Origin of the sequence: Streptomyces endophyticus (genome assembly GCF_035798155.1) — a bacterium.
GTDB classification, from domain to species: domain Bacteria; phylum Actinomycetota; class Actinomycetes; order Streptomycetales; family Streptomycetaceae; genus Streptomyces; species Streptomyces endophyticus.
Map to the genome: position 1 here is coordinate 35,858 of NZ_JAOZYC010000144.1, position 22,303 is coordinate 58,160.

The 22,303-nt window shown below is 69.6% G+C and carries 17 protein-coding genes; 4 read left to right on the forward strand and 13 right to left on the reverse strand.

The window, feature by feature from the left end; genetic code table 11:
- The first annotated feature begins 24 nt into the window (after positions 1–24).
- The gene (gene pgl / locus OKJ99_RS27430; RefSeq protein ID WP_326020309.1) at positions 25–804 is read left to right on the forward strand and encodes a 6-phosphogluconolactonase; all 780 of its coding nucleotides are present in this window, start codon (positions 25–27) and stop codon (positions 802–804) included.
- A 65-nt stretch (positions 805–869) separates the two neighbouring features.
- Here the strand turns inward: pgl and OKJ99_RS27435 are convergent, their stop codons facing one another.
- The 12 genes from OKJ99_RS27435 to uvrC form a co-directional block, all read right to left on the reverse strand.
- The gene (locus OKJ99_RS27435) at positions 870–1,082 is read right to left on the reverse strand and encodes a DUF2087 domain-containing protein (protein WP_326020349.1); all 213 of its coding nucleotides are present in this window, start codon (positions 1,080–1,082) and stop codon (positions 870–872) included.
- A 342-nt stretch (positions 1,083–1,424) separates the two neighbouring features.
- Entirely contained in the window at positions 1,425–3,080 is a 1,656-nt protein-coding gene (gene pgi, locus OKJ99_RS27440; protein ID WP_326020310.1) for a glucose-6-phosphate isomerase, read from the reverse strand.
- Positions 3,081–3,233: 153 nt separating this feature from the next.
- Positions 3,234–3,569 (reverse strand): RNA polymerase-binding protein RbpA, encoded by a 336-nt coding sequence (locus OKJ99_RS27445; RefSeq protein WP_003976875.1) that lies wholly within the window; start codon positions 3,567–3,569, stop codon positions 3,234–3,236.
- A 229-nt stretch (positions 3,570–3,798) separates the two neighbouring features.
- Entirely contained in the window at positions 3,799–4,029 is a 231-nt protein-coding gene (gene secG / locus OKJ99_RS27450; RefSeq protein ID WP_326020312.1) for a preprotein translocase subunit SecG, read from the reverse strand.
- A 116-nt stretch (positions 4,030–4,145) separates the two neighbouring features.
- Positions 4,146–4,934 carry a triose-phosphate isomerase gene (tpiA, locus tag OKJ99_RS27455; RefSeq protein WP_326020313.1) on the reverse strand — a complete coding sequence of 263 codons (789 nt, stop codon included), beginning with the start codon at positions 4,932–4,934 and terminating at the stop codon, positions 4,146–4,148.
- 6 nt (positions 4,935–4,940) lie between these two features.
- Positions 4,941–6,152 carry a phosphoglycerate kinase gene (locus OKJ99_RS27460; RefSeq protein WP_326020314.1) on the reverse strand — a complete coding sequence of 404 codons (1,212 nt, stop codon included), beginning with the start codon at positions 6,150–6,152 and terminating at the stop codon, positions 4,941–4,943.
- Positions 6,153–6,307: 155 nt separating this feature from the next.
- On the reverse strand, positions 6,308–7,318 hold the full coding sequence (gene gap, locus OKJ99_RS27465; protein WP_326020316.1) for a type I glyceraldehyde-3-phosphate dehydrogenase: 1,011 nt from the start codon (positions 7,316–7,318) through the stop codon (positions 6,308–6,310).
- A 192-nt stretch (positions 7,319–7,510) separates the two neighbouring features.
- Positions 7,511–10,459, reverse strand: coding sequence for a M14 family metallopeptidase (locus OKJ99_RS27470; protein ID WP_326020317.1), 2,949 nt, complete (start codon positions 10,457–10,459; stop codon positions 7,511–7,513).
- 203 nt (positions 10,460–10,662) lie between these two features.
- Positions 10,663–11,688: a DNA-binding protein WhiA gene (whiA, locus tag OKJ99_RS27475; RefSeq protein ID WP_326020319.1), complete on the reverse strand. Its 1,026-nt coding sequence runs from the start codon at positions 11,686–11,688 to the stop codon at positions 10,663–10,665.
- Positions 11,679–12,716, reverse strand: a complete 1,038-nt coding sequence (locus OKJ99_RS27480) for a gluconeogenesis factor YvcK family protein (protein ID WP_326020321.1) — start codon at positions 12,714–12,716, stop codon at positions 11,679–11,681. The genes whiA and OKJ99_RS27480 overlap by 10 nt, the downstream gene beginning before the upstream one ends.
- Positions 12,713–13,807: an RNase adapter RapZ gene (gene rapZ, locus OKJ99_RS27485; protein WP_407700773.1), complete on the reverse strand. Its 1,095-nt coding sequence runs from the start codon at positions 13,805–13,807 to the stop codon at positions 12,713–12,715. Before rapZ ends, OKJ99_RS27480 begins: the two co-directional genes overlap by 4 nt.
- Positions 13,804–15,873, reverse strand: a complete 2,070-nt coding sequence (uvrC, locus tag OKJ99_RS27490) for an excinuclease ABC subunit UvrC (protein ID WP_326020323.1) — start codon at positions 15,871–15,873, stop codon at positions 13,804–13,806. Before uvrC ends, rapZ begins: the two co-directional genes overlap by 4 nt.
- 188 nt (positions 15,874–16,061) lie before the next feature.
- Between uvrC and OKJ99_RS27495 the strand changes: the two genes are divergently transcribed.
- On the forward strand, positions 16,062–17,012 hold the full coding sequence (locus OKJ99_RS27495) for a hypothetical protein (RefSeq protein WP_326020324.1): 951 nt from the start codon (positions 16,062–16,064) through the stop codon (positions 17,010–17,012).
- Positions 17,013–17,183: 171 nt separating this feature from the next.
- Complete coding sequence (locus OKJ99_RS27500) at positions 17,184–18,119, forward strand: carbohydrate kinase family protein (RefSeq protein ID WP_326020325.1); 936 nt, start codon at positions 17,184–17,186, stop codon at positions 18,117–18,119.
- A 94-nt stretch (positions 18,120–18,213) separates the two neighbouring features.
- Here OKJ99_RS27500 and uvrA read toward each other — a convergent pair whose 3' ends face one another.
- The gene (gene uvrA / locus OKJ99_RS27505) at positions 18,214–21,273 is read right to left on the reverse strand and encodes an excinuclease ABC subunit UvrA (protein ID WP_326020326.1); all 3,060 of its coding nucleotides are present in this window, start codon (positions 21,271–21,273) and stop codon (positions 18,214–18,216) included.
- A 298-nt stretch (positions 21,274–21,571) separates the two neighbouring features.
- Here uvrA and OKJ99_RS27510 point away from each other — a divergent pair, with 298 nt between their 5' ends.
- Positions 21,572–22,303 (forward strand): maleylpyruvate isomerase family mycothiol-dependent enzyme, encoded by a 732-nt coding sequence (locus OKJ99_RS27510; RefSeq protein WP_326020327.1) that lies wholly within the window; start codon positions 21,572–21,574, stop codon positions 22,301–22,303.

Below are 22,303 nucleotides of genomic sequence, written 5' to 3' on the forward strand. Positions count from 1 at the left end.
GCGCAGACAAATGAGTGCAGACAAGTGAGTGCAGCACCCCAACTCGTCGTCCACCGCGACAAGGAGCTGATGGCGCAGGCGGCCGCGGCCCGGCTGATCACCAAGATCGTCGACGCCCAGTCCGCCCGCGGCTCCGCCTCCGTCGTCCTGACGGGCGGCCGCAACGGCAACGGCCTGCTGGCCGCGCTGCACGCGGCCCCCGCCAGGGACGCCGTCGACTGGGGCCGCCTCGACCTCTGGTGGGGCGACGAGCGTTTCCTGCCGGACGGCGACCCCGAGCGCAACTACACGCAGGCGAAGGAGGCCCTGCTCGATGCGGTGCCGCTCGACCCCGCGCGCGTGCACCCCATGCCCGCGTCGGACGGTCTCTTCGAGGCGGACGCCGCGGCCGAGGCGTACGCGGCCGAGCTCGCCAATGCCGCGGGACCCGAGGACCACGGCCCCGTGCCGACCTTCGACGTCCTGATGCTCGGCGTCGGCCCGGACACACACGTCGCGTCGCTCTTCCCGGAGCTCCCGGCGGTCCGCGAGACGGAGCGCACGGTCGTCGGCGTGCACGGCGCCCCCAAGCCCCCGCCCACCCGCACCACGCTCACGCTCCCGGCGATCCGGGCCGCGCGCGAGGTGTGGCTGCTGGCCGCGGGCGAGGACAAGGCGAAGGCCGCCGCGATCGCGCTGTCCGGCGCGGGCGAGATCCAGGCCCCGGCCGCGGGCGCGTACGGCCGCTCCCGCACGCTGTGGCTGCTGGACGCGGCCGCGGCGTCGCAACTGCCGCCGGAGCTGTATCCGCCGGCCGTCGCGTAGTGCGGCATACGCGGCATACGTAGACGCGTAGCGCTTGAGGCCCCACTTCTTTAAGAAGTGGGGCCTCAGGCGTGCTGAGGCATCCGGTAGTCCGACCCGTCCTTCTCCCGGACGAGCAGGCCGTCGGTGACGCAGTGGCGGCGCAGCGCGGCCGTGTCGTCGTGGACGGTGCGCAGCGCCGCGTTGACCTCGCGCTCGCTGTACGTGCGGTCGGCCTCGAAGAGGGTGTCCGTGAGATGCACGAGGAGTTCGTGGCGGACGGCCGGGCGCACCGGTATGGCCGTGAGCCGGCCGCGCGCGAAGAACCCGGTGAGGTGGCGCGGGACGCCCGTGGCGGGCTCCGGTGTCCGGTGCCTGCGGAACACCTCGGGCCCCGCCCGCAGCGACCCGTCCTCGCACCGCTCGACGAGCCCCGCGCCGATCAGCCGGCCCAGATGTCGGCGGGCCGCCGGGGAGTCCTCCTCCCGTGGTGGCAGGTCGTCGAGGACGATGCGCGCGTACAGCCTGAGTCGTTCGGGGTCGGCGAGCGCCGACATGAGCTGGTCCACAGGGTGCCTCCCGGCTGGATCACGAACCGGCAGTCTCACGTGCCGGGAGGACTTTGCGCACCCCAATAAGTATTAACGCCCCCGCAGCTCCCGGTACTTGGCGACCAGCGCCTGGGTCGACGTGTCGAGCCCCGGCACCTCCGCACCCTCGGTGAGCGCCGGTTCGACGCGCTTGGCGAGCACCTTGCCGAGCTCGACGCCCCACTGGTCGAAGGAGTCGATGTTCCAGACGGCGCCCTGCACGAACACCTTGTGTTCGTAGAGGGCGACCAACTGCCCGAGCACGGACGGCGTGAGGTCCTTCGAGAGGATCGTGGTCGTCGGGTGGTTGCCCTTGAACGTCTTGTGCGGCACCAGCTCCTCGGGCACGCCCTCGGCGCGCACCTCGTCCGGCGTCTTGCCGAACGCCAGCGCCTGGGTCTGCGCGAAGAAGTTGGCCATGAGGAGATCGTGCTGGCCGACGAGCCCCGGCAGCAGATCGGCGACGGGTTCGGCGAATCCGATGAAGTCCGCCGGGATCAACTTCGTGCCCTGGTGGATGAGTTGGTAGTAGGCGTGCTGCCCGTTCGTGCCCGGCGTGCCCCACACCACGGGGCCGGTCTGCCACCGGACCTCCTCGCCGCTGCGCTGCACGTACTTGCCGTTCGACTCCATGTCGAGCTGCTGGAGGTACGCCGTGAACTTGGAGAGGTAGTGCGAGTACGGCAGCACGGCGTGCGACTGGGCGTCGTGGAAGTTTCCGTACCAGATTCCCAACAGGCCCATCAACAAAGGGACGTTGGACTCGGCGGGCGCGGTGCGGAAGTGCTCGTCGACGAGGTGGAACCCGTCGAGCATCTCGCGGAAGGCGGCCGGGCCGATCGCGATCATCAGCGACAGGCCGATCGCGGAGTCATACGAATAGCGGCCGCCGACCCAGTCCCAGAACTCGAACATGTTGGCCGTGTCGATGCCGAACTCCGACACCTTCTCGGCGTTCGTCGAAAGCGCCACGAAGTGCTTGGCGACGGCTTCCTGACTGGCCCTCAGCCCGGTGAGCAGCCAGTCGCGCGCGGACGTCGCGTTGGTGATGGTCTCGATGGTGGTGAAGGTCTTCGAGGCGATGACGAACAGCGTCTCGGCCGGGTCCAGGTCCCGTACGGCCTCGTGCAGGTCGGCCCCGTCGACGTTCGACACGAAGCGGACGGTGAGCTCGCGGTCGGCGAAGGAGCGCAGCACCTCGTACGCCATCGCGGGGCCGAGGTCGGAGCCGCCGATGCCGATGTTGACGACGTTCCTGATCCGCTTGCCGGTGTGCCCGGTCCACTCCCCCGACCTGACCCGGTCGGCGAATGCGGCCATCTTGTCGAGCACGGCGTGCACGCCCGGCACCACGTTCTCGCCGTCGACCTCGATCACCGCGTCGCGCGGCGCACGCAGCGCGGTGTGCAGGACGGCCCGGTCCTCGGTCGTGTTGATCTTCTCGCCGCGGAACATGGCGTCGCGCAGGCCGAACACGTCGGTCGCGACGGCCAGCTCGCGCAGCAGCCGCAGCGTCTCGTCGGTGACCAGGTGCTTGGAGTAGTCGACGTGCAGGTCACCGACCCGCAGCGCCCAGCCGGACCCGCGCGCGGGATCGGCCTCGAACAACTCCCGCAGCTGTACGGCGCCCAGCTGCTCCCGGTGCTTGGCGAGCGCCTGCCATTCGGGCGTCTGGGTGAGTGCTGTCTGCTTGTCGGACGCGTTCATCTCGAACTTCAGCCTTCTCTCGTACCTGCGTACGTACGGTGCCCGCTGCTGCTCCCCAACCTAATTGATCAGGGTGAATCGGGCCTTTCCGTAGCCACACGAAAGAGGTACGAGAAAGGGCCGGGCACCTTGGTGCCCGGCCCTTTCGGTGGGTCAGATCTCGCCCCGCAGTTTCGCGAGCGCCTCGGCGAGGATCGCCTCGCCGTCCGCATCGCTGCGCCGCTCCCGCACGTAGGCCAGATGCGTCTTGTACGGCTCCGTACGCGGTGGGTCCGGCGGGTTGTCCCGGTCCTGCCCGGCGGGGAAGCCGCAGCGCGGACAGTCCCAGGTCTCCGGCACCTGCGCGTCGGAGGCGAAGCTCGGCTGCGTCTCGTGCCCGTTCGAGCACCAGAAGGAGATGCGCAGGCGCGGCGCGGACTCGCCGCGCTCGGCCTCGCCCATCGGCCCCGCCCCGACCCGACTTCCTCGGATCGCGTTGCCACTTGCCACGGTCGTAACTCCCTGCGTCATGGTGCCGCGAAACGCGTCGGCGTTCGCGCTTCGCCGCGGAGCGCCTCAGTCTACGTAAGGCCCAACGCGCGTCCAGTGCTTGGAGTTACCTCTCTCCCCAGACGCAAGCCCCATGATAGGCCGCGTTGTTGAGCGCGTACCGAACATGGGGCTTTACGTGGGAGATATGCGGTTGTGGCGGGCCGGCCCCAGGGACCGGTCCCGAATATCAGCTGTTGATCTTCATCAGAATGCCGAGCACCACGATGCACGCGAACCACAGGAGACCGATCACGATCGTGATCCGGTCGAGGTTCCGCTCGGCGACCGAGGAGCCACCGACAGAGGACTGCATGCCGCCACCGAACATGTCGGAGAGGCCGCCGCCCTTTCCCTTGTGCATCAGCACAAGGAGCATCAGCAGCAGGCTGAAGACGATCAGGGCGATCGAGAACCCCATAACCACGGCTGGACCAACTTCCTCGGAACTTTTGGACGACGGGGCCGAAGCTCGGCAAGAGCCTCGGCCCCGCCAGGGTACGACGTATGGCGGCTAGCGCCTACTCGCTGCTCGTGTCACTGCTCGTGGAAGCGGACGATCTTGACGAACTCGTCGGCGTCCAGCGAGGCGCCACCGATCAGCGCGCCGTCGATGTCCGGCTTGCCCATGATCTCCGCGACGTTGCCGGACTTCACCGAGCCGCCGTACTGGATGCGGACCTTGTCGGCGACGTCCTGCGAGTACAGCTCGGCGAGCTTGCCACGGATGGCCGCGCAGACCTCCTGCGCGTCGTCGGCGCCGCACACCTTGCCGGTGCCGATGGCCCACACCGGCTCGTAGGCGATGACGATGGTCTCGGCCTGCTCGGCGGACAGGTCCTTGAGGCCGCCCTCGACCTGGCCGAGCGTGTGGGAGACGTGGTCGCCCGCCTCGCGGACGTCCAGCTCCTCACCGACACACAGGATCGGCGTCAGGCCGTGCTTGTACGCGGCCTTCACCTTGCCGTTGACGATCTCGTCGGTCTCGTCGTGGTACTGCCGGCGCTCCGAGTGGCCGATCGCCACGAAGGTGCACTTGAGCTTGGCGAGCATCGGGCCGGAGATCTCACCGGTGTACGCGCCGGAGTCGTGCGCCGAGAGGTCCTGGGCACCGTACTTGATCTTCAGCTTGTCGCCGTCGACCAGCGTCTGCACGGAGCGCAGGTCGGTGAACGGCGGCAGAACGGCGACCTCGACGGCGTCGTAGTCCTTGTCCGCGAGAGCGAAGGCGAGCTTCTGGACGTGCGCGATGGCCTCGAGGTGGTTGAGGTTCATCTTCCAGTTGCCCGCCATCAGCGGCGTGCGGCCCTGTACGGGAGCAGTCATGCGGGGTCAGTCCTCCAGTGCGGCGAGACCGGGCAGCGTCTTGCCCTCGAGGTACTCGAGGGAGGCGCCACCGCCGGTCGAGATGTGGCCGAATGCCTTCTCGTCGAAGCCCAGGGTACGGACCGCCGCGGCGGAGTCTCCGCCGCCCACCACGGTGAAGCCGGGAGCGTCGATGAGGGCCTGGGCGACCGCCTTGGTGCCCTCGGCGTAGTCGGGGTGCTCGAAGACGCCCATCGGGCCGTTCCAGAACACGGTCTCGGCGTCGGCGAGCTTCGAGGCGTACAGCTTGCGGGTCTCCGGGCCGATGTCCAGGCCCTCCTGGTCGGCCGGGATGGCGTCCGCGGCGACGGTCGAGGGGTTGGCCGGGGTCTTGCCCTTGAGGTCCGGGAACTCGCCGGAGACCAGGACGTCGACCGGGAGCACGAGCTCCACGCCGTTCTTCTCGGCGCGCTCCATGTACTCGGTGACGACCGGGAGCTGGTCCTCCTGGAGGAGCGAGATGCCGACCTCGTAGCCCTTGGCCTTGAGGAAGGTGTACGCCATGCCACCGCCGATGAGGAGGCGGTCGGCCCTGCCGAGGAGCTGGTCGATGACGGCCAGCTTGTCGGAGACCTTGGCGCCGCCGAGCGCGACCACGTAGGGGCGCTTGACGTCGTCGGTGAGCTTCTTCAGGACGCCGACCTCGGTGGCGATGAGGTAGCCGGCGTAGTGCGGCAGCCGCTTCGGAAGGTCGTACACGGAGGCGTGCTTGCGGTGCACCGCGCCGAAACCGTCGCCTACGTAGATGTCGGCGAGGTTGGCGAGCTGCTCGGCGAAGTCGCCGCGCTCGGCGTCGTCCTTGCTCGTCTCGCCGGCGTTGAAGCGCAGGTTCTCGATGACGGCGACCTGGCCGGGCTCAAGGCCGTCCACGGCCTCGTTGGCGGCGGGGCCGACCGTGTCCTGGGCGAACGCGACCGGCTTGCCCAGCAGCTCGCCGAGGCGCTCGGCGGCGGGCAGCAGGGAGAACTGCGGGTCCGGGGCGCCCTTGGGGCGACCCAGGTGGGAGGCCACGATCACCTTGGCGCCCGCGGCGGCCAGGGCCTGCACGGTGGGCAGGACGGCGCGGATGCGGCCGTCGTCGGTGATGAGGCCGTCGGCCAGCGGCACGTTGAGGTCGGCGCGGACGAACACCCGCTTCCCGTCGACCCCTTCGGCGAGAAGTTCCTCAATCGTCTTCATGGATGGGCTCCTTGAGAGGGCTGGTCGTGCACATTCTTGAGAAGGGCGGGCCTTGAGGCTGACGCGCGAAGGGCCCGGACTGTCGCGCGGCCTCGCGCGGGTCCGGGCCCTTCGCTCACATCTAAGTGCCTTGCTGCTCTAGAACCTTAGAGGTCTCAGAGCTGACCGCCGACGAAGACCGTGAGGTCGACGAGGCGGTTGGAGTAGCCCCACTCGTTGTCGTACCAGCCGAGGATCTTCACCGTCTTGCCCTCCTGGACCATCGTCAGGGAGGAGTCGAAGGTGCAGGAGGCCGGGTCGCTCACGATGTCCGAGGACACGATCGGGTCCTCGGTGTAGTACAGGATGCCCTTGAGGTCGCCGTCGTCGGCGGCCTTCTTGAACGCGGCGTTGACCTCGTCCTTGGTGACCTCACGCTGCAGATCGACGACCAGGTCGGTGGCCGAGCCGGTCGGGACCGGGACGCGCATCGCGATGCCGTCGAGCTTGCCCTTGAGCTGCGGCAGGACCAGGGCGGTGGCCTTGGCGGCACCCGTCGTGGTCGGGATGATGTTCTCGGCGGCGGCACGCGCGCGACGCAGGTCGCTGTGCGGGAAGTCCAGGATGCGCTGGTCGTTCGTGTACGCGTGGACCGTCGTCATCAGGCCCTTGACGATGCCGAAGTTCTCGTCGAGAACCTTGGCCATCGGCGCCACACAGTTGGTGGTGCAGGAGGCGTTCGAGATGACGTGGTGGTTGGCCGCGTCGTACTTGTCCTGGTTGACGCCCATCACGATCGTGATGTCCTCGTCCTTGGCCGGAGCCGAGATGAGGACCTTCTTGGCGCCGCCGGCGATGTGCTTCTCGGCGTCCGCCTTCTTCGTGAAGATGCCCGTGGACTCGATCACGATATCGACGCCCAGCTGGCCCCACGGAATGTCGGCGGGGTTGCGCTCGGACAGCACCTTGATGGTGTGACCGTCGACCGTGATGGTGTCCTCCGTGTGCGACACCTCGGCCTTGAGTCGGCCCAGGATGGTGTCGTACTTCAGAAGGTGTGCGGTGGTCGCGGTGTCACCCAGGTCGTTGACAGCCACGATCTCGATGTCTGCACCCTGGTCAAGAAGGGCGCGGAAATAATTGCGACCGATGCGGCCAAAGCCGTTGATGCCTACGCGGATCGTCACGAACCGATCTCCTCGTTGGTACGCCGGAGTATCGACGCCGGCGAGATTTATTTGGGATGTCCCCGACCGCCTCCGACCCTACCTCCCATAAGCGCTCGGGGTGACATCGAGCGACTCCATGCAGGACACAGCGACCCGTACTCGTGAGTAACGTACGGGTCGCCGTGTATTTCGCGGGTAATTCAGACCCGATCAGTCGCTAATTGAGCGCAGGGCCTTTCTGATGAGCGCATTTCGATCGGTCGTCGTGGTGACGTGTTCCAGACCGAATCGGAGGAGCACCGTGTCCGGAGTGCTGATCGCCCCGTAGGTCGTGAACAGGTCCTTGGCGAGCGCCCAGTCCTTCACTGCGGGCGGGCTGCCCGCGGGCGGCCCGGGGACCTTCCAGACGCCCAGGGACGTCTCGAAGCCCTCGGTGTCGGTGGCCTGCCCCCCGATGACGACGGAGGCGTTGTCGGCGCGCACGCCCTCGCCTCCGGTGCCGGGGTCGCTCACGTAACTCAGGGAGACCTCGACGGACTTGCCGGCGTAGGCGCTCAGGTCGTACGTGACCGTCTTCCAGTCGTCCGAGGAGCCGGTGAGGCTGTTCCACTGGCCGGAGGTCCCGGTGTTGCCGCAGGCGGCGCCGTCCGGCGTCAGGTAGCGCTCGAGCGCCGGGTGGTCCTGGATGAAGAACCCGGCCTCGCACTCCGTGGGCACCTTGTTCGAGGTCAGGCCGTCCCTGTCGGGCAGGGTCGTCCAGTCCTCCGCACCGGTCGTGTGCGCCTCCAGGAGTACGTGGTCGTAGCCCGGTTCGGTGTCCCACAGGAGCTGCATCCGCAGGGACGGTTGCTGGGCCGCGGTGACCCCGGAGAGGTCGATGGTGCGGGTCAGGCGCTTGTACGCGTCGTCCGTGTGGACGGCGGCCGCCATGCCCGCGCCTTCGTACTCGCCCGCTCCCGCGCTGGTGAACCGCGGCAGCGTGGCGGAGGTCGCCTCGTAAAGGCCCGCGCCGTTCAGCGGGTTGCCGGGGGCGTCGCCGAGGGACGCGGCGACGCCGTCGAGGGCGCCGGAACCGTCGAAGCGGGTCGCCACCGGGGCGGCCGTGCGCGAGTAGGCGCCCAGGTAGTACTGGCTGAAGTCGTTCGTCGTGGTGTCACCGATGTCGACGGAGCCGCCCGCCTTCTCGCCGGCCTCGACGAGCTTGCCACCCTCGTTCAGGTAGTCGCGTACGGCGAGTTGGGTGGCGAGGCCGGGACGGTCGGCGCTCGTGTAGTGGACGACCGCCTTGAAGTGGCCGAGGACGGCGAGGGGGTCGGGAGCGCCCTGCTTCGCGACGTTCCAGACGACCGGGGAGCGGCCCGCGGCCTTGAGCGCGGCTACGTAGGCGGCTGTTTGCACACCTGCGGCGTCGTTCTCCGCGACGACAAGAGTGTCGCCCTTGTCGCGTGCGGCGACGGTGTAGGTGAAGTGCTCGCTACTTGTGCGCTTTCCGGATTTCGTCCGTCCCGTGAACCACACCTCTACCTTGTCACCGACATCGGCGCCCTCGACCTTCGCCCGATAGGCGTCGAAGTGCAGATTGTCGTCGCCCCCGTAGGTCTCGCCGCCCTTCCAGGCGCGCAATTCCTCATCGTGCGAACGGCCGCCATTGACGCGGTAGTTCAGCTCCTTGCCGGACACGGACTTCCGCGCGATCACGGAGACTTCCTGGTCACCACCGCGGGCGTACGAAGTCGTGAACTTCGCCGGGGTGAAGTCGGGCGCCTCCATGCCGACCGAGGACGACGGCTGGTCCGGGTGCGAGGCGGTCTCGGCGACCGACATCGCGAAGGGGATGTTCTTCTCGAACTCGGCCTGGATGAGCTTCTCGTCGTCCGGGAAGGTGAAGACCGACGCGCAGTCGCCGGGCTTCCAGGCGTCGTTGGGGTCCACGTTCGACGCGGTCTGGCAGGTGCTCATCTCGGGCGTGAACATCGAGATGCCGTTGACGTTGCCTGCGTGCCCGTCGGCCTCGCCGTTCGTCGTGTACAGCTCCGAGGAGACCTGCGGGTGGTAGCCGGGGATCGCGGACTTCTCCGGGGTACCGGCGAGCGCCTTGTAGAGCACGTCGTCCGGGGTCGGCGTGGCGACCTGCCAGCCCACTCCGTAGAGCAACAGTTCGGCGGCGGAGTGGTAGTTGATGGCGTAGTCGAAGCCGACGCGCTTCTCGAAGGCGTCGAGGGCCTTGGTCTCCGGCTCGGAGTTCGGGCTCGCGCCGCGGTAGGTCTGGTTGGCGGGTTCGGGTGACGAACCCTCGTCGTCGTAGCCCCACTTGTAGGCGAAGTTGCGGTTGAGGTCGACGCCGTCGCCGGTGGTGTACTTGCCGTCGCCGTTGTTGTCGCGCATGTTCTTGCGCCACTGGCGGTTGGCCGCGTCCTTGAACGTCCAGTCGTAGCCGTCGGGGTTGGCGGAGAGGACGAACCACATCTCCGTGGAGTCGACGAGCTTCTTGACGCGCGCGTCCTTGGAGTAGTTGTCCACGTAGTGGTGCATCAGGCGGCGGGTCATCTCCGGGGTGATCCACTCGCGCGCGTGCTGGTTCGACATGTAGAGCACCGACGGCTTCGCGCCGTCCTTGACCTTCTTGGCACCCTTGCTGAGCTTGAGCGCGAGGATGTCCTGGCCCTGGAGCGTCTTGCCGATGGAGACGACCTTGGTGAGGTCGGGATGCTCCTGGGCGGTGCGCAGGACCTCCTCCTGGAGGCCGCCCTTGCCGCTGTACGGGCGGAAGACCCCGTCGCCGGCGGCCTCGACGCGGGCCGTGGCCCTGGCGGTCAGCTTGTGCTCGGTGAGCTCGACGCCCTTCTTACGAAGGCCGTCGGCCTGCTTGTCGGTGAGGTAGACCTCGACCTTCGACGTGCCCTTGTCGGGCGCCTGCTCGCCGAGTTCGTGGCCGTCCTGGCCGGCCTGGAGGAGCAGCGGTATCTGCTCCTTCGACACGTCGGCGCGGAACACCTTGACGGCGTCCGCGCCTGGGCTGTCCTTCGCCGGGCCGTTGTCCGCATGGGCGACGGGCGCCAGTGCGGCGCCTCCCACTCCCAGAACAAGCGCTCCGACAGCGAGGATCGATCTCGCTCTTCGTCCCGTCTGTTCCGTTCTTCGTCCCACACTTCGTCGCATGAGCCCCCCTTGCAGTTGTCTGCCACGGTTGTGGCGCGATGCCGCAGAAGCGAACAAGCGCCAGAATCGTGACCGTCCATGGTCAAGTCAAGGGGACCTCAAGCCTCGTTCGCGGACATGGAAAAGCCGGTGGCGGCGCCCGCGATCGGGCGCCGCCACCGGCTGGTCGAAGAGGTCGTGCGGAGTCGGAGTCGTCGTGCGGGTCAGCCCGCCATGTTCTCCGCGAGGCTCTGCGCCATCTCCTCCGTCATGTCGTCCGCCATGTCCTCCGTGATGTTGGACTCCGTGCCGGGGATGCCGAGGTCCTGGGCCCGCTTGTCCGCCATGGCCAGCAGGCGGCGGATCCGGCCCGCGACGGCGTCCTTGGTCAGCGGCGGGTCGGCGAGCGCGCCCAGCTCCTCCAGGGAGGCCTGCTTGTGGTCCATGCGCAGGCGACCCGCCGCGGCGAGGTGCTCGGGCACGTCGTCGGCGAGGATCTCCAGGGCGCGCTGCACCCGGGCGCCGGCCGCGACCGCGGCGCGGGCCGAGCGGCGCAGGTTCGCGTCGTCGAAGTTCGCGAGGCGGTTCGCCGTGGCGCGCACCTCGCGGCGCATCCGCCGCTCCTCCCAGGCGAGCACCGACTCGTGCGCTCCCATACGGGTGAGCAGCGCGCCGATCGCGTCGCCGTCGCGCACCACCACGCGGTCCACGCCGCGCACCTCACGGGCCTTGCTCGCGATCTGCAGCCTGCGGGCCGCGCCGACCAGGGCGAGCGCCGCCTCGGGGCCCGGGCACGTCACCTCGAGCGAGCTGGAGCGCCCCGGCTCGGTGAGCGAGCCGTGCGCCAGGAACGCGCCGCGCCAGGCTGCCTCAGCGTCGCAGGTGGCCCCCGAGACCACCTGCGGCGGCAGGCCCCGGATCGGACGGCCGCGGCCGTCCACCAGGCCCGTCTGACGGGCCAGCTGGTCGCCGCCCGCCACCACTCGTACTACGAACCTCGAGCCGCGGCGCAGCCCGCCGGGCGCCATCACGATCAGCTCCGAGCTGTGCCCGAAGATCTCGAGAATGTCCCGCTTGAGCCGCCGTGCGGCCATCGCGGTGTCCAGCTCCGCCTCGATCACGATGCGGCCGCTCACCAGGTGAAGGCCGCCCGCAAACCGCAGAATGGCCGAGACCTCGGCCTTCCTGCAGCAGGTCCGGGTGACGGGGAGCCGGGAGATCTCGTCCTTCACCGCTGCCGTCATCGCCATGGGCCGATCCTTCCATGCATCCGAAAAATACGGTCGTACGCGGCGGCCAACAGCTCCGGGTCGTGCCTCGGAGTGCCGTCGGGCCTGGCCACCGGCGCCAGCTCGACCGCGGCACCGAAACGCGCACGCGCGGTTTCGGTCAGGGACTCGCGATCGGGCACGGCGGCCTCGTCGGCCAGCACCACGTCCAGGGCGAGTTTAGGTGCGTGTCGTCCCAAAACTTCCAAATGACGCTGCGGGGAGAACCCCTCAGTTTCTCCGGGTTGCGGCGCGAGGTTCAGCGAGAGGACCTTACGGGCCTTCGTCTCGACCAGCGCGTCGAGCAACTCCGGGACCAGCAGATGCGGAATCACGGAGGAGAACCAGGAGCCCGGGCCGAGCACCACCCAGTCCGCGTCGAGCACCGCTGCGACCGCCTCCGGGACGGCCGGCGGATCGTGCGGCACCACGTGGACGGACTGGACCTCGCCGCGGGTGAGCGCGACCGTGGCCTGACCGCGCACGGTCTCGATGTCGTCCGGGCGTGTCGCGTCGTGGCCCTTCACCTGAGCCTGGAGTTCCAGCGGGACGGCGGACATGGGCAGCACCCGCCCCTGCGCGCCGAGCAGCTTGCCGACCAGGTCCAGTGCCTGCACGTGATCGCCGAGCTGCTCCCACAGGGCGACGATCAGCAGATTGCCGACCGCGTGCTCGTGCAGCTCGCCCTTGGACTGGAAGCGGTGCTGGATGACGCGGGACCAGGTCTGGCCCCAGTCGTCGTCACCACACAGGGCCGCGAGGGCCTTGCGCAGATCACCGGGCGGCAGCACGCCCAGCTCGTCGCGCAGGCGCCCGCTGGAGCCCCCGTCGTCGGCGACCGTGACGACGGCGGTGAGGTTGTTCGTGATGCGGCGCAGCGCGGCCAGGGACGCCGACAGGCCCATGCCGCCGCCAAGGGCGACGACCTTGGGCGTGGTGCCCTTGCCCGGCTTCACCGGCGAGGTTCTGCGGCGGATCCTGCTGGTGAGCCGCAGGGTACGTCCCGTCATTCCCGTCCCATGTCGCGGTGGACGACCACGGTCTCCACGCCTTGCGCGGCGAGGCGCGCGGCGAGCTTCTCCGAGGTCGCGACGGAGCGGTGCTTGCCGCCCGTACAGCCGACGGCGATCGTCACGTAGCGCTTGCCCTCACGGCGGTAGCCGGCGGCGATCAGCTGGAGCAGCTCGGTGTAGCGGTCGAGGAACTCCTTGGCGCTGGGCTGCGAGAAGACGTAGTTCGACACCTCTTCGTTGAGCCCGGTGAAGGGGCGCAGCTCGGGGACCCAGTGCGGGTTCGGCAGGAAGCGCATGTCGACCACGAGGTCGGCGTCGACCGGCAGGCCGTACTTGAAGCCGAAGGACATGACGGTGGCCCGCAGCTCGGGCTCCTCCTCGCCGGCGAACTGGGCGTCCATCTTGGCGCGCAGTTCGTGGACGTTGAGGCTGGAGGTGTCGATGACCAGGTCGGCGTCGCCGCGCAGCTCGCGCAGCAGCTCGCGCTCGGCGTCGATGCCGTCGACGATGCGGCCGTCGCCCTGGAGGGGGTGCGGGCGGCGCACGGACTCGAAGCGGCGCACCAGAGCCTCGTCGGAGGACTCCAGGAAGACGATGCGGCGCGTGACGTTCTTGGCCTCCAGGTCCGCGAGGGACTGCCGGAGGTTGTCGAAGAAGCGTCGTCCCCGTACGTCGACGACGACCGCGATCCGCGCCACGTTGCCCTGCGAGCGGGCGCCGAGCTCCACCATGGTGGGGATCAGCGCGGGCGGCAGGTTGTCGACGACGAACCAGCCGAGGTCCTCCAGGCACTTCGCCGCCGTGGAGCGGCCCGCGCCCGACATCCCGGAGATGATCACGAGCTCGGGGATGGCGGCGTCGGGGACGCCCGGCGCATCGCCGGACTTGCCCGCTCCCGCTCCGGTGTCCGCGTCTGCGCCCGTGTCTGGTTCCGTACCTGGTCCTGTGTCTGGTTCCGTACCTGGTCCTGTCCCTGATCCGGTGCCCGTGCTCACTTGTGCTCCGTGCTGTGGTTGCGGCTGTTCATGTGCTGCGGGGCCCTGTGGCGCGCCGCCGGTGTCGCTGCTCTCGTGGTCCTGCTCGCTCATGACTCCTGCCCCCGTCGTTCCTCCGGGGCGCCCGCGCTGACGGGGTCCCCGCCGGTCGGCACGTCCGTCGTGCCGTCCTCGTCTTCCATGATCTCTCCGGTGGCGGTGTTCACCGCGGGCCCGGCGGGCGCGGCCTTGGCGAAGGCCACCGCAATGGCCTCGGCCGTCTTGCGGCCTATGCCGGGGACCTCGCAGATCTGGTCGATGGTGGCGGCCCGCAGCCGCTTCACCGACCCGAAGTGCTTGAGCAGGGCCTGCTTACGCGAGTCCCCGAGCCCCTGCACATCGTCCAGCGGGCCCGCCCTGAAGCGCTTGGCCCGCTTGGTGCGCTGGTAGGTGATCGCGAAGCGGTGCGCCTCGTCCCGTACGCGCTGGAGCAGATAGAGCCCTTCGCTGGTGCGGGGAAGGACCACCGGGTCCTCCTCGTCCGGCACCCAGACCTCTTCGAGGCGCTTGGCGAGGCCGCACACCGCGATGTCGTCGACGCCGAGCTCGTCGAGGGCCCGCTTGGCCGCCGCGACCTGGGGCTGGCCGCCGTCGACCACCACGAGCTGCGGCGGGTAGGCGAACTTCTTGGGGCGGCCGTCGTCCTCCGTGAGGCGCGACTCCTCGACCACCGCTTCCTCGCCCGTGTCCGGCTCCTCGTCGGACCAGTCGGCCGACTTCTCCTGGGCGGAGAGGTAGCGCTTGAAGCGCCGGGTGATGACCTCGTGCATGGAACGGACGTCGTCCTGTCCCTCGAAGCCCTTGATCTGGAAGCGCCGGTACTCGCTCTTGCGGGCAAGACCGTCCTCGAAGACGACCATGGAGGCCACGACGTCGTCGCCCTGGAGATGCGAGATGTCGTAGCACTCGATGCGCAGCGGCGCGCTGTCCAGGTCGAGGGCCGCGGCGATCTCCTCCAGCGCGCGCGAGCGCGTGGTGAGGTCGGAGGCGCGCTTCGTCTTGTGCAGGACGAGGCTCTGCTGCGCGTTCCTGTGGACCGTCTCCATGAGCGCCTTCTTGTCGCCGCGCTGCGGGATGCGCAACGACACGTTCGCGCCGCGGCGCTCGGTGAGCCAGGCCTGGACGGGCTCCAGGGGCTCGGGCAGCGCGGGGACGAGGACCTCCTTGGGGACGGCGTCCCCGGTCTCCTCGCCGTAGAGCTGCTGCAGCGCGTGCTCGACGAGGTCACCGCTGGTGACGGCCTCGACCTTGTCGGTGACCCAGCCGCGCTGGCCGCGTACGCGGCCGCCGCGCACGTGGAAGATCTGGACGGCCGCCTCCAGCTCGTCCTGGGCCAGGGCGATGAGATCGGCGTCGGTGGCGTCGGTGAGGACGACCGCGCTCTTCTCCATGGCCTTCTTGAGCGCCTCGATGTCGTCGCGCAGGCGGGCCGCCCGCTCGTACTCCATCTCGTCGGCCGCCGTGGCCATGTCCTTTTCGAGGCGCCGGATGTACGTCCCCGTACGCCCCGCCATGAAGTCGCAGAATTCGTCGGCCAGTTCGCGGTGTTCCTCGGGTGTGACGCGGCCCACGCAGGGCGCCGAGCACTTGCCGATGTAGCCGAGCAGGCAGGGGCGGCCGGTGCGCTCCGCGTTGTTGAACACGCCCTTGGAGCAGGTGCGTACGGGGAAGACGCGCAGGAGCAGGTCCACGGTGTCGCGGATCGCCCACGCGTGCCCGTACGGACCGAAGTAGCGCACGCCCTTCTTCTTCTGGCCGCGCATCACCTGGACCCGCGGGAACTCCTCGTTCATCGTCACCGCGAGGTACGGGTAGCTCTTGTCGTCGCGGTACTTGACGTTGAACCGGGGGTCGTACTCCTTGATCCAGGAGTACTCCAGCTGCAGCGCCTCGACCTCCGTGGACACCACCGTCCACTCCACGGACGCCGCCGTGGTGACCATCGTGCGCGTACGGGGGTGCAGGTTCGCCAGGTCCTGGAAGTAGTTCGCCAGGCGCTGGCGCAGGCTCTTCGCCTTCCCGACGTAGATCACCCGGCGGTGCTCGTCGCGGAACCTGTACACCCCTGGGGAGTCGGGGATCTGTCCCGGCTTGGGGCGGTAGCTGGAGGGGTCGGCCATGTCAGACACCCTACTGGCGGTGTGTGACAGTTCGGGGTGCGTCAGCGGGGTGGGCGGCGCGGTGGACGGCGCGGTGCGCGGGGCACTGTGCAGCGCGGTGTGCGGCGAGTCTTGTCGGGGGCAGGTCAACACGCTTCAATGCCGGTGCCTCAGGGCAGTGAATGGCGTCGCACTAGCGGGAGGCCCGGATGCGGCTCGGCGAACGGCAGAAGGAAGCGGCACAGGCACCGGAGCTGGACGCGGCCCTGCGCGCCGGCCCGTTCCACAGCGCCCTGCGGGCCGCGATCGCCGCCCGCAGACTGCCCCTGCACCGCGTGCGCCACCACCTCGCCCATCACGGCGTCAACATCGGCGTCACCAGCCTCAGTTACTGGCAGCAGGGCGCGCGGCGGCCGCAGCGCCCCGAATCGATGCGGGCCGTGCGCGCCCTGGAGGAGATCCTCGAACTGCCCGAGGAGTCGCTGATCCGGCTGCTCGGTCCGGTTCCCGGAACGACTGTGCCCAAGCGCCCCGCGGCCCGCTCGTACCGGTCGCTCATCGAGGCGTCCGGGGCCGTCGAGCGGCTGCTCGCGGAGCTGGAGTCCCCACTGGACGGCGGACTGCACACCGTCGGCCACCACGAGCGGGTGCGGATCGGGGCGCACCGGCAGTTCCTCGGCAGGGACTCGCAGCACATCGTGCGGGCGCACCGCGACGGCGTGGACCGCTATATGGCCATCCACCATGGCGACCCGGGGTGTTCCCCGGCGGATGTGGCGGTCTGCGCCATGGAGAACTGCCGTACGGGGCGGGTGTGCTGGGACGAGGGGACGGGCGTCCTCGTCGCGGAGCTGCTCTTCGACGCGCCGCTCAGGGCGGGTGACACACATCTGTTCCACTACGGCTTCGAGGACGGGACGGCCGGTTCCGCCTCCGAGTACGTCCGCGGATTCGGCTTCGCCGGAGGGCAGTACGCGCTCCAGGTCCGGTTCGCGGACGACGCGCTGCCCGTGCGCTGCCACCGCTTCACCCAGCAGTCGGCCGCGAGCCCGCGCGGCGGCCGCCACGAACTCGCGCTGAGCGGCCCGCACCGGTCGGTGCACATGGTGGAGCCGCAGGTGCGGGCGGGTCTTGTGGGCATCGAGTGGGACTGGGAGTGATCCGTGCCCGCCGTGCCCGGGTTCGGGGCGTACGTGCCCGGGTCCACGGCGTGCGTGCCCGGTTCGGGGGAGGCGGGTGCCGCGCTCGGCGTGAGGCTCTAGCGTCGATGCTGCCCACAGACTCCACCGTCCCCGCCTGCTCACCCGCTCGCCCGCTCGGAAGGAAACACCGTGATTGTCGTCGCCGGAGAGGCACTGATCGACCTCGTCCCCCAGGGCGTGCCCACCGACGGCGCCCCCGGCACCGCGCTGCCCGCCCTCGCCCCGCGGCTCGGCGGCGGACCGTACAACACGGCGGTGGCGCTCGGCCGCCTCGGCTCGTCCGTGGCGTTCTGCTCGCGGGTGTCGCGGGACGCCTTCGGGGAGGCCCTGCTCGGCGGTCTGCGGGGGGCCGGGGTGGATGTGTCCCCGGTGCAGCGGGGCGACGAACCGACAACGCTGGCCGTGGCCTCGATCGGCGCCGACGGCTCCGCCGGGTACTCCTTCTACGTGGAGGGGACCGCCGACCGGCTCTTCGCGGTGCCCGAGGCGCTGCCGAGCGGCACGCGCGCGATGTCGTTCGGCACCTGCTCGCTGGCGCTCGAGCCCGGCGCCACTGCGTACGAGGACGTGATGCGCTCGGCCGCCGCGCAGGGCGTGTGCACGGCGCTCGACCCGAACATCCGGGCGGGCCTGATCCCGGACGCGGACGCCTATCGGGCGCGCTTCAAGAACTGGCTCGCGTCGACGACCCTGCTGAAGCTCTCCGAGGACGACGCCGAGTGGCTGGGCGGCACGCCGCAGGAGTGGCTGGCCGCGGGGCCCGCCGCCGTGGTGATCACGCGCGGCGGGGAGGGGCTCACCGCGCTCACGCGGGACGGGGGCGAGTACTCGGTGCCGGGCGAGCGGGTCGACGTCGTGGACACGATCGGCGCCGGTGACACCGTCAACGCCGCGCTGCTGCACGGGCTTTCGCGCCAGGGCTCCCTCTCCCCCGCCGCGATCGCCGGGCTCGCAGGCGACGACTGGTCCCGGCTGCTGGGGTTCGCCGCGCGGGCGGCGGCGATCACCTGCTCACGGGCGGGCGCGGAGCCGCCCTACGCCACCGAACTGGCGGGCCCTGCCTGACGGAGAGGTTCCGGTCGACCGCTGAACGCGCGGCGCCCCGTGGGGAGTTCCCACGGGGCGCCGTCGCTCGTCTACCGGCGAAGCCGGGCCGCCGTCAGGCCTTACGGGCCTTCCCGGTCGCCTTCTTGGCGGCGGGCTTCTTCGCGGCCGTCTTGGCCGTCTTGGCCGTCTTCTTGGCCGCCGGCTTCGCCGTCGTCTCGGAAGCGGTCGCCTTCACCGCGGCCGTCTTCTTGGCCGGGGCCTTCGTCGCCGCCACGGTCTTCTTCGCCGCCTTACGGGGGCGTGCGGTCGGCACGGCCGCGTCGCTGACCCGGTCGGCACCGAGGACGTCGCGCAGGAACTTGCCGGTGTGGCTCGTCGGGACCGACGCGACCTCCTCCGGGGTGCCCTCGGCGACCACGAGACCGCCGCCGTTGCCACCCTCGGGGCCCATGTCGACGACCCAGTCCGCGGTCTTGATGACGTCGAGGTTGTGCTCGATGACGATGACCGTGTTGCCCTTGTCGACGAGGCCCGAGAGCACCGTGATGAGCTTGCTGATGTCCTCGAAGTGCAGACCGGTGGTCGGCTCGTCGAGCACGTACACCGTGCGGCCCGTGGAACGCTTCTGCAGTTCACTGGCGAGCTTCACACGCTGCGCCTCACCACCGGAGAGCGTCGGCGCGGGCTGTCCGAGCCGGACGTAGCCGAGGCCCACGTCGTTGAGCGTCCTGAGGTGGCGGGCGATAGCCGGGACGGCCTCGAAGAAGCTCAGCGCCTCCTCGATCGGCATGTCCAGGACCTCGGAGATGGACTTGCCCTTGTAGTGGACCTCCAGCGTCTCCCGGTTGTAGCGCGCGCCGTGGCAGACCTCGCACGGGACGTACACGTCCGGCAGGAAGTTCATCTCGATCTTGATGGTGCCGTCGCCGGAGCAGTTCTCGCAGCGGCCGCCCTTGACGTTGAAGGAGAAGCGTCCCGGCAGATAGCCGCGGACCTTCGCCTCGGTCGTCTCGGCGAACAGCTTGCGGACGTTGTCGAAGACTCCGGTGTACGTCGCCGGGTTCGACCGCGGCGTGCGGCCGATGGGCGACTGGTCGACGTGCACGACCTTGTCGACGAGGTCGTCGCCGTCCACGCGCGTGTGCCGGCCGGGGACGGAGCGCGCCCCGTTCAACTCCCTTGCCAGGTGCGTGTACAGGATGTCGTTCACCAGCGTCGACTTGCCGGAGCCCGATACGCCGGTGACGGCCGTGAGGACGCCCAGCGGGAACGACACGTCGATGTCCCGGAGGTTGTTCTCCTTGGCGCCGTGCACGGTCAGGCGGCGTCCCGGGTCCACGGGCCGCCGGATGTCCGGCATCGCGATGGCCTTCTTGCCCGCCAGGTACTGGCCGGTCATCGACTCGGGGTTCGCCAGCAGCTCCTTCAAGGGACCGCTGTGCACGACCTTGCCGCCGTGCTCGCCCGCGCCGGGACCGATGTCGACGATCCAGTCGGCGACCTTGATGGTGTCCTCGTCGTGCTCGACCACGATGAGCGTGTTGCCCATGTCGCGGAGCCGGACGAGCGTCTCGATGAGCCGGTGGTTGTCGCGCTGGTGCAGGCCGATGGACGGCTCGTCGAGCACGTACAGGACGCCGACGAGGCCGGACCCGATCTGCGTGGCGAGCCGGATGCGCTGGGCCTCGCCGCCGGAGAGGGTGCCCGCCGCGCGGTTGAGCGACAGATAGTCGAGGCCCACGTCCACGAGGAAGCGCAGCCGCTCGTTGACCTCCTTCAGGACGCGCTCGGCGATCTTCTTGTCGCGCGCGTTCAGCTTCATCTCGCTCAGGAAGTCGGCGCAGTCGCTGATCGACATGGCCGAGACCTCGGCGATCGACTTCCCCAGGACCGTGACGGCCAGGATGAGCGGCTTCAGTCGCGTGCCCGCACAGGTCGGGCAGGGCACCTCGCGCATGTAGCCCTCGAAGCGCTCGCGGCTCGTGTCCGACTCGGCCTCGCTGTGCCGGCGCTTCACGAACGGGACGGCGCCCTCGAACGGCGTCGTGTAGCGGCGCTCGCGCCCGTACCGGTTGCGGTAGCGGACCTCGATCTGCGTCTTGTGGCCGTTCAGGAGCGCCTTCTTGGCGCGCTGCGGGAGGCCGGCGAAGGGGATGTCCGTACGGAAGCCGAGCGCGTCCGCGAGGGCGCCGATGAGGCGGCCGAAGTAGTCCTTCGTGTGCCCGTGCGACCACGGGTGGATGGCGCCCTCGTCGAGCGACTTCTCCTCGTCGGGAACGATCAGCTCGGGGTCGACCTCCATGCGCGTGCCGATGCCGGTGCAGTCGGGGCAGGCGCCGAAGGGCGAGTTGAAGGAGAAGGAGCGCGGCTCCAGCTCTTCGAACGACAGGTCGTCGTACGTGCAGTACAGGTGCTCCGAGTACATGCGCTCGCGCTCCGGGTCGTCCTCGGGGAGGTCGACGAAGTCGAGCACGACCATGCCGCCGGAGAGGCCGAGCGCGGTCTCCACGGAGTCGGTCAGACGGCGCTTGGCGGAGCTCTTCACGGTGAGGCGGTCGACGACCACCTCGATCGTGTGCTTCTCCTGCTTCTTCAGCGTCGGCGGCTCGGACAGCTGGATCGTCTGCCCGTCCACGCGGGCGCGGGAGTAGCCCTTGGTCTGAAGGTCGCTGAAGAGGTCGACGAACTCGCCCTTGCGCTCGCGCACGAGCGGCGACAGGACCTGGAAGCGGCTGCCCTCGGGCAGCTCCAGGACCTTGTCGACGATCGCCTGCGGCGACTGGCGGGCGATGGGCCGGCCGCACTCCGGGCAATGCGGCTTGCCGACGCGCGCGAAGAGCAGGCGCAGGTAGTCGTAGACCTCGGTGATGGTGCCGACCGTGGAGCGCGGGTTGCGCGACGTGGACTTCTGGTCGATCGAGACGGCCGGGGAGAGGCCCTCGATGAAGTCGACGTCCGGCTTGTCCATCTGGCCGAGGAACTGGCGGGCGTACGAGGACAGCGATTCGACGTACCGGCGCTGGCCCTCGGCGAAGATCGTGTCGAACGCGAGGGAGGACTTACCGGAGCCGGACAGACCGGTGAAGACGATGAGGGAGTCGCGCGGGAGGTCGAGCGAGACATTCCGAAGATTGTGCTCGCGCGCGCCACGGACGATGAGACGGTCGGCCACGCCGGTCCGCACCTTTCTTGAGATAAGTGACAGGGGCGGGCCCCCGTCTCTCGAAGTCTGACTCTTGAGGGCGCTCACGCCGCGATCGAGGCGGAGCAGCCCTGAGGAAAGCTGTCCTTCGAAGACTAGAGGGAGCCACTGACAACGCCGGTCGGATTCCCTGGTTGGTAACAAACTCGGACCACCCAGAACATCCAGCATGCCCGACGCCGCTCTCGACCATATAGCACGTACATTCGATTCATGCGGATCGTAGGCCACCTTCACCCGAACGTGTGGCGGGGCTATCGTCGGCGCCATGAGTGATCATGTGCGCGACCTGGCCTCAGTACGCGAAGCGACCGACCGGCTGCTCGCCGCGGTCGGCACCCTGGACAACGCCGCCGTGACCGAGCCGTCACGGCTGCCGGGGTGGAGTCGCGGGCACGTTCTCGCCCATCTGGCCCGCAACGCCGACGCGCTCGTCAACGTCCTTGAGGGCCGCCCCATGTACGAGAGCGCCCGGTCCCGCGACGCCGACATCGAACGAGACGCCCCGCGCGGACTGCGCGAGCAGCTCGGCGACGTACAGGACAGCGCCGAGCGCTTCCGGCGCCTGGGGGCCGAGGACGCCGACTGGGCCCGCACGGTGGAGCTGCGCAACGGCGTGAAGGACCGCGCGTCGAACGTGCCGTTCCGGCGCTGGACCGAGGTCGAACTGCACCACGTGGACCTCGGGATCGGCTACGAGCTGGAGGACCTCTCCGCCGAGTTCACCCAGCGGGAGATCAACTTCCTCGCGAAGCGGTTCCGCGACCACCCCGGCCTGCCGCCCCTGCTGATCAAGCAGGACGACGGCCGGATGATCTCCACGGGAGCCGTGCAGTCGTACACGCTGGAAGAGATCAAGAGCGGTGCGGGCGGGCCGCCGCCGCTCGGCATCGTCGTCAAGGGCCGCCAGGCGGACCTCCTGGGCTGGCTCGCGGGCCGCAGGGACGGCGGCGCCCTCACCGTCGACCGGGGCTCCCTTCCGCCCCTGCCCCCGCTATAG

Coding starts and splice junctions, on each gene's coding strand:
- rapZ (WP_407700773.1), bottom strand. CDS start 13,807: ATGAGCGAGCAGGACCACGAGAGCAGCGACACCGGCGGCGCGCCACAG.
- secG (WP_326020312.1), bottom strand. CDS start 4,029: ATGGGGTTCTCGATCGCCCTGATCGTCTTCAGCCTGCTGCTGATGCTC.
- OKJ99_RS27460 (WP_326020314.1), bottom strand. CDS start 6,152: ATGAAGACGATTGAGGAACTTCTCGCCGAAGGGGTCGACGGGAAGCGG.
- tpiA (WP_326020313.1), bottom strand. CDS start 4,934: ATGACTGCTCCCGTACAGGGCCGCACGCCGCTGATGGCGGGCAACTGG.
- OKJ99_RS27480 (WP_326020321.1), bottom strand. CDS start 12,716: ATGACGGGACGTACCCTGCGGCTCACCAGCAGGATCCGCCGCAGAACC.
- OKJ99_RS27510 (WP_326020327.1), top strand. CDS start 21,572: ATGAGTGATCATGTGCGCGACCTGGCCTCAGTACGCGAAGCGACCGAC.
- OKJ99_RS27470 (WP_326020317.1), bottom strand. CDS start 10,459: ATGCGACGAAGTGTGGGACGAAGAACGGAACAGACGGGACGAAGAGCG.
- pgi (WP_326020310.1), bottom strand. CDS start 3,080: ATGAACGCGTCCGACAAGCAGACAGCACTCACCCAGACGCCCGAATGG.
- uvrC (WP_326020323.1), bottom strand. CDS start 15,873: ATGGCCGACCCCTCCAGCTACCGCCCCAAGCCGGGACAGATCCCCGAC.
- OKJ99_RS27495 (WP_326020324.1), top strand. CDS start 16,062: ATGCGGCTCGGCGAACGGCAGAAGGAAGCGGCACAGGCACCGGAGCTG.
- whiA (WP_326020319.1), bottom strand. CDS start 11,688: ATGGCGATGACGGCAGCGGTGAAGGACGAGATCTCCCGGCTCCCCGTC.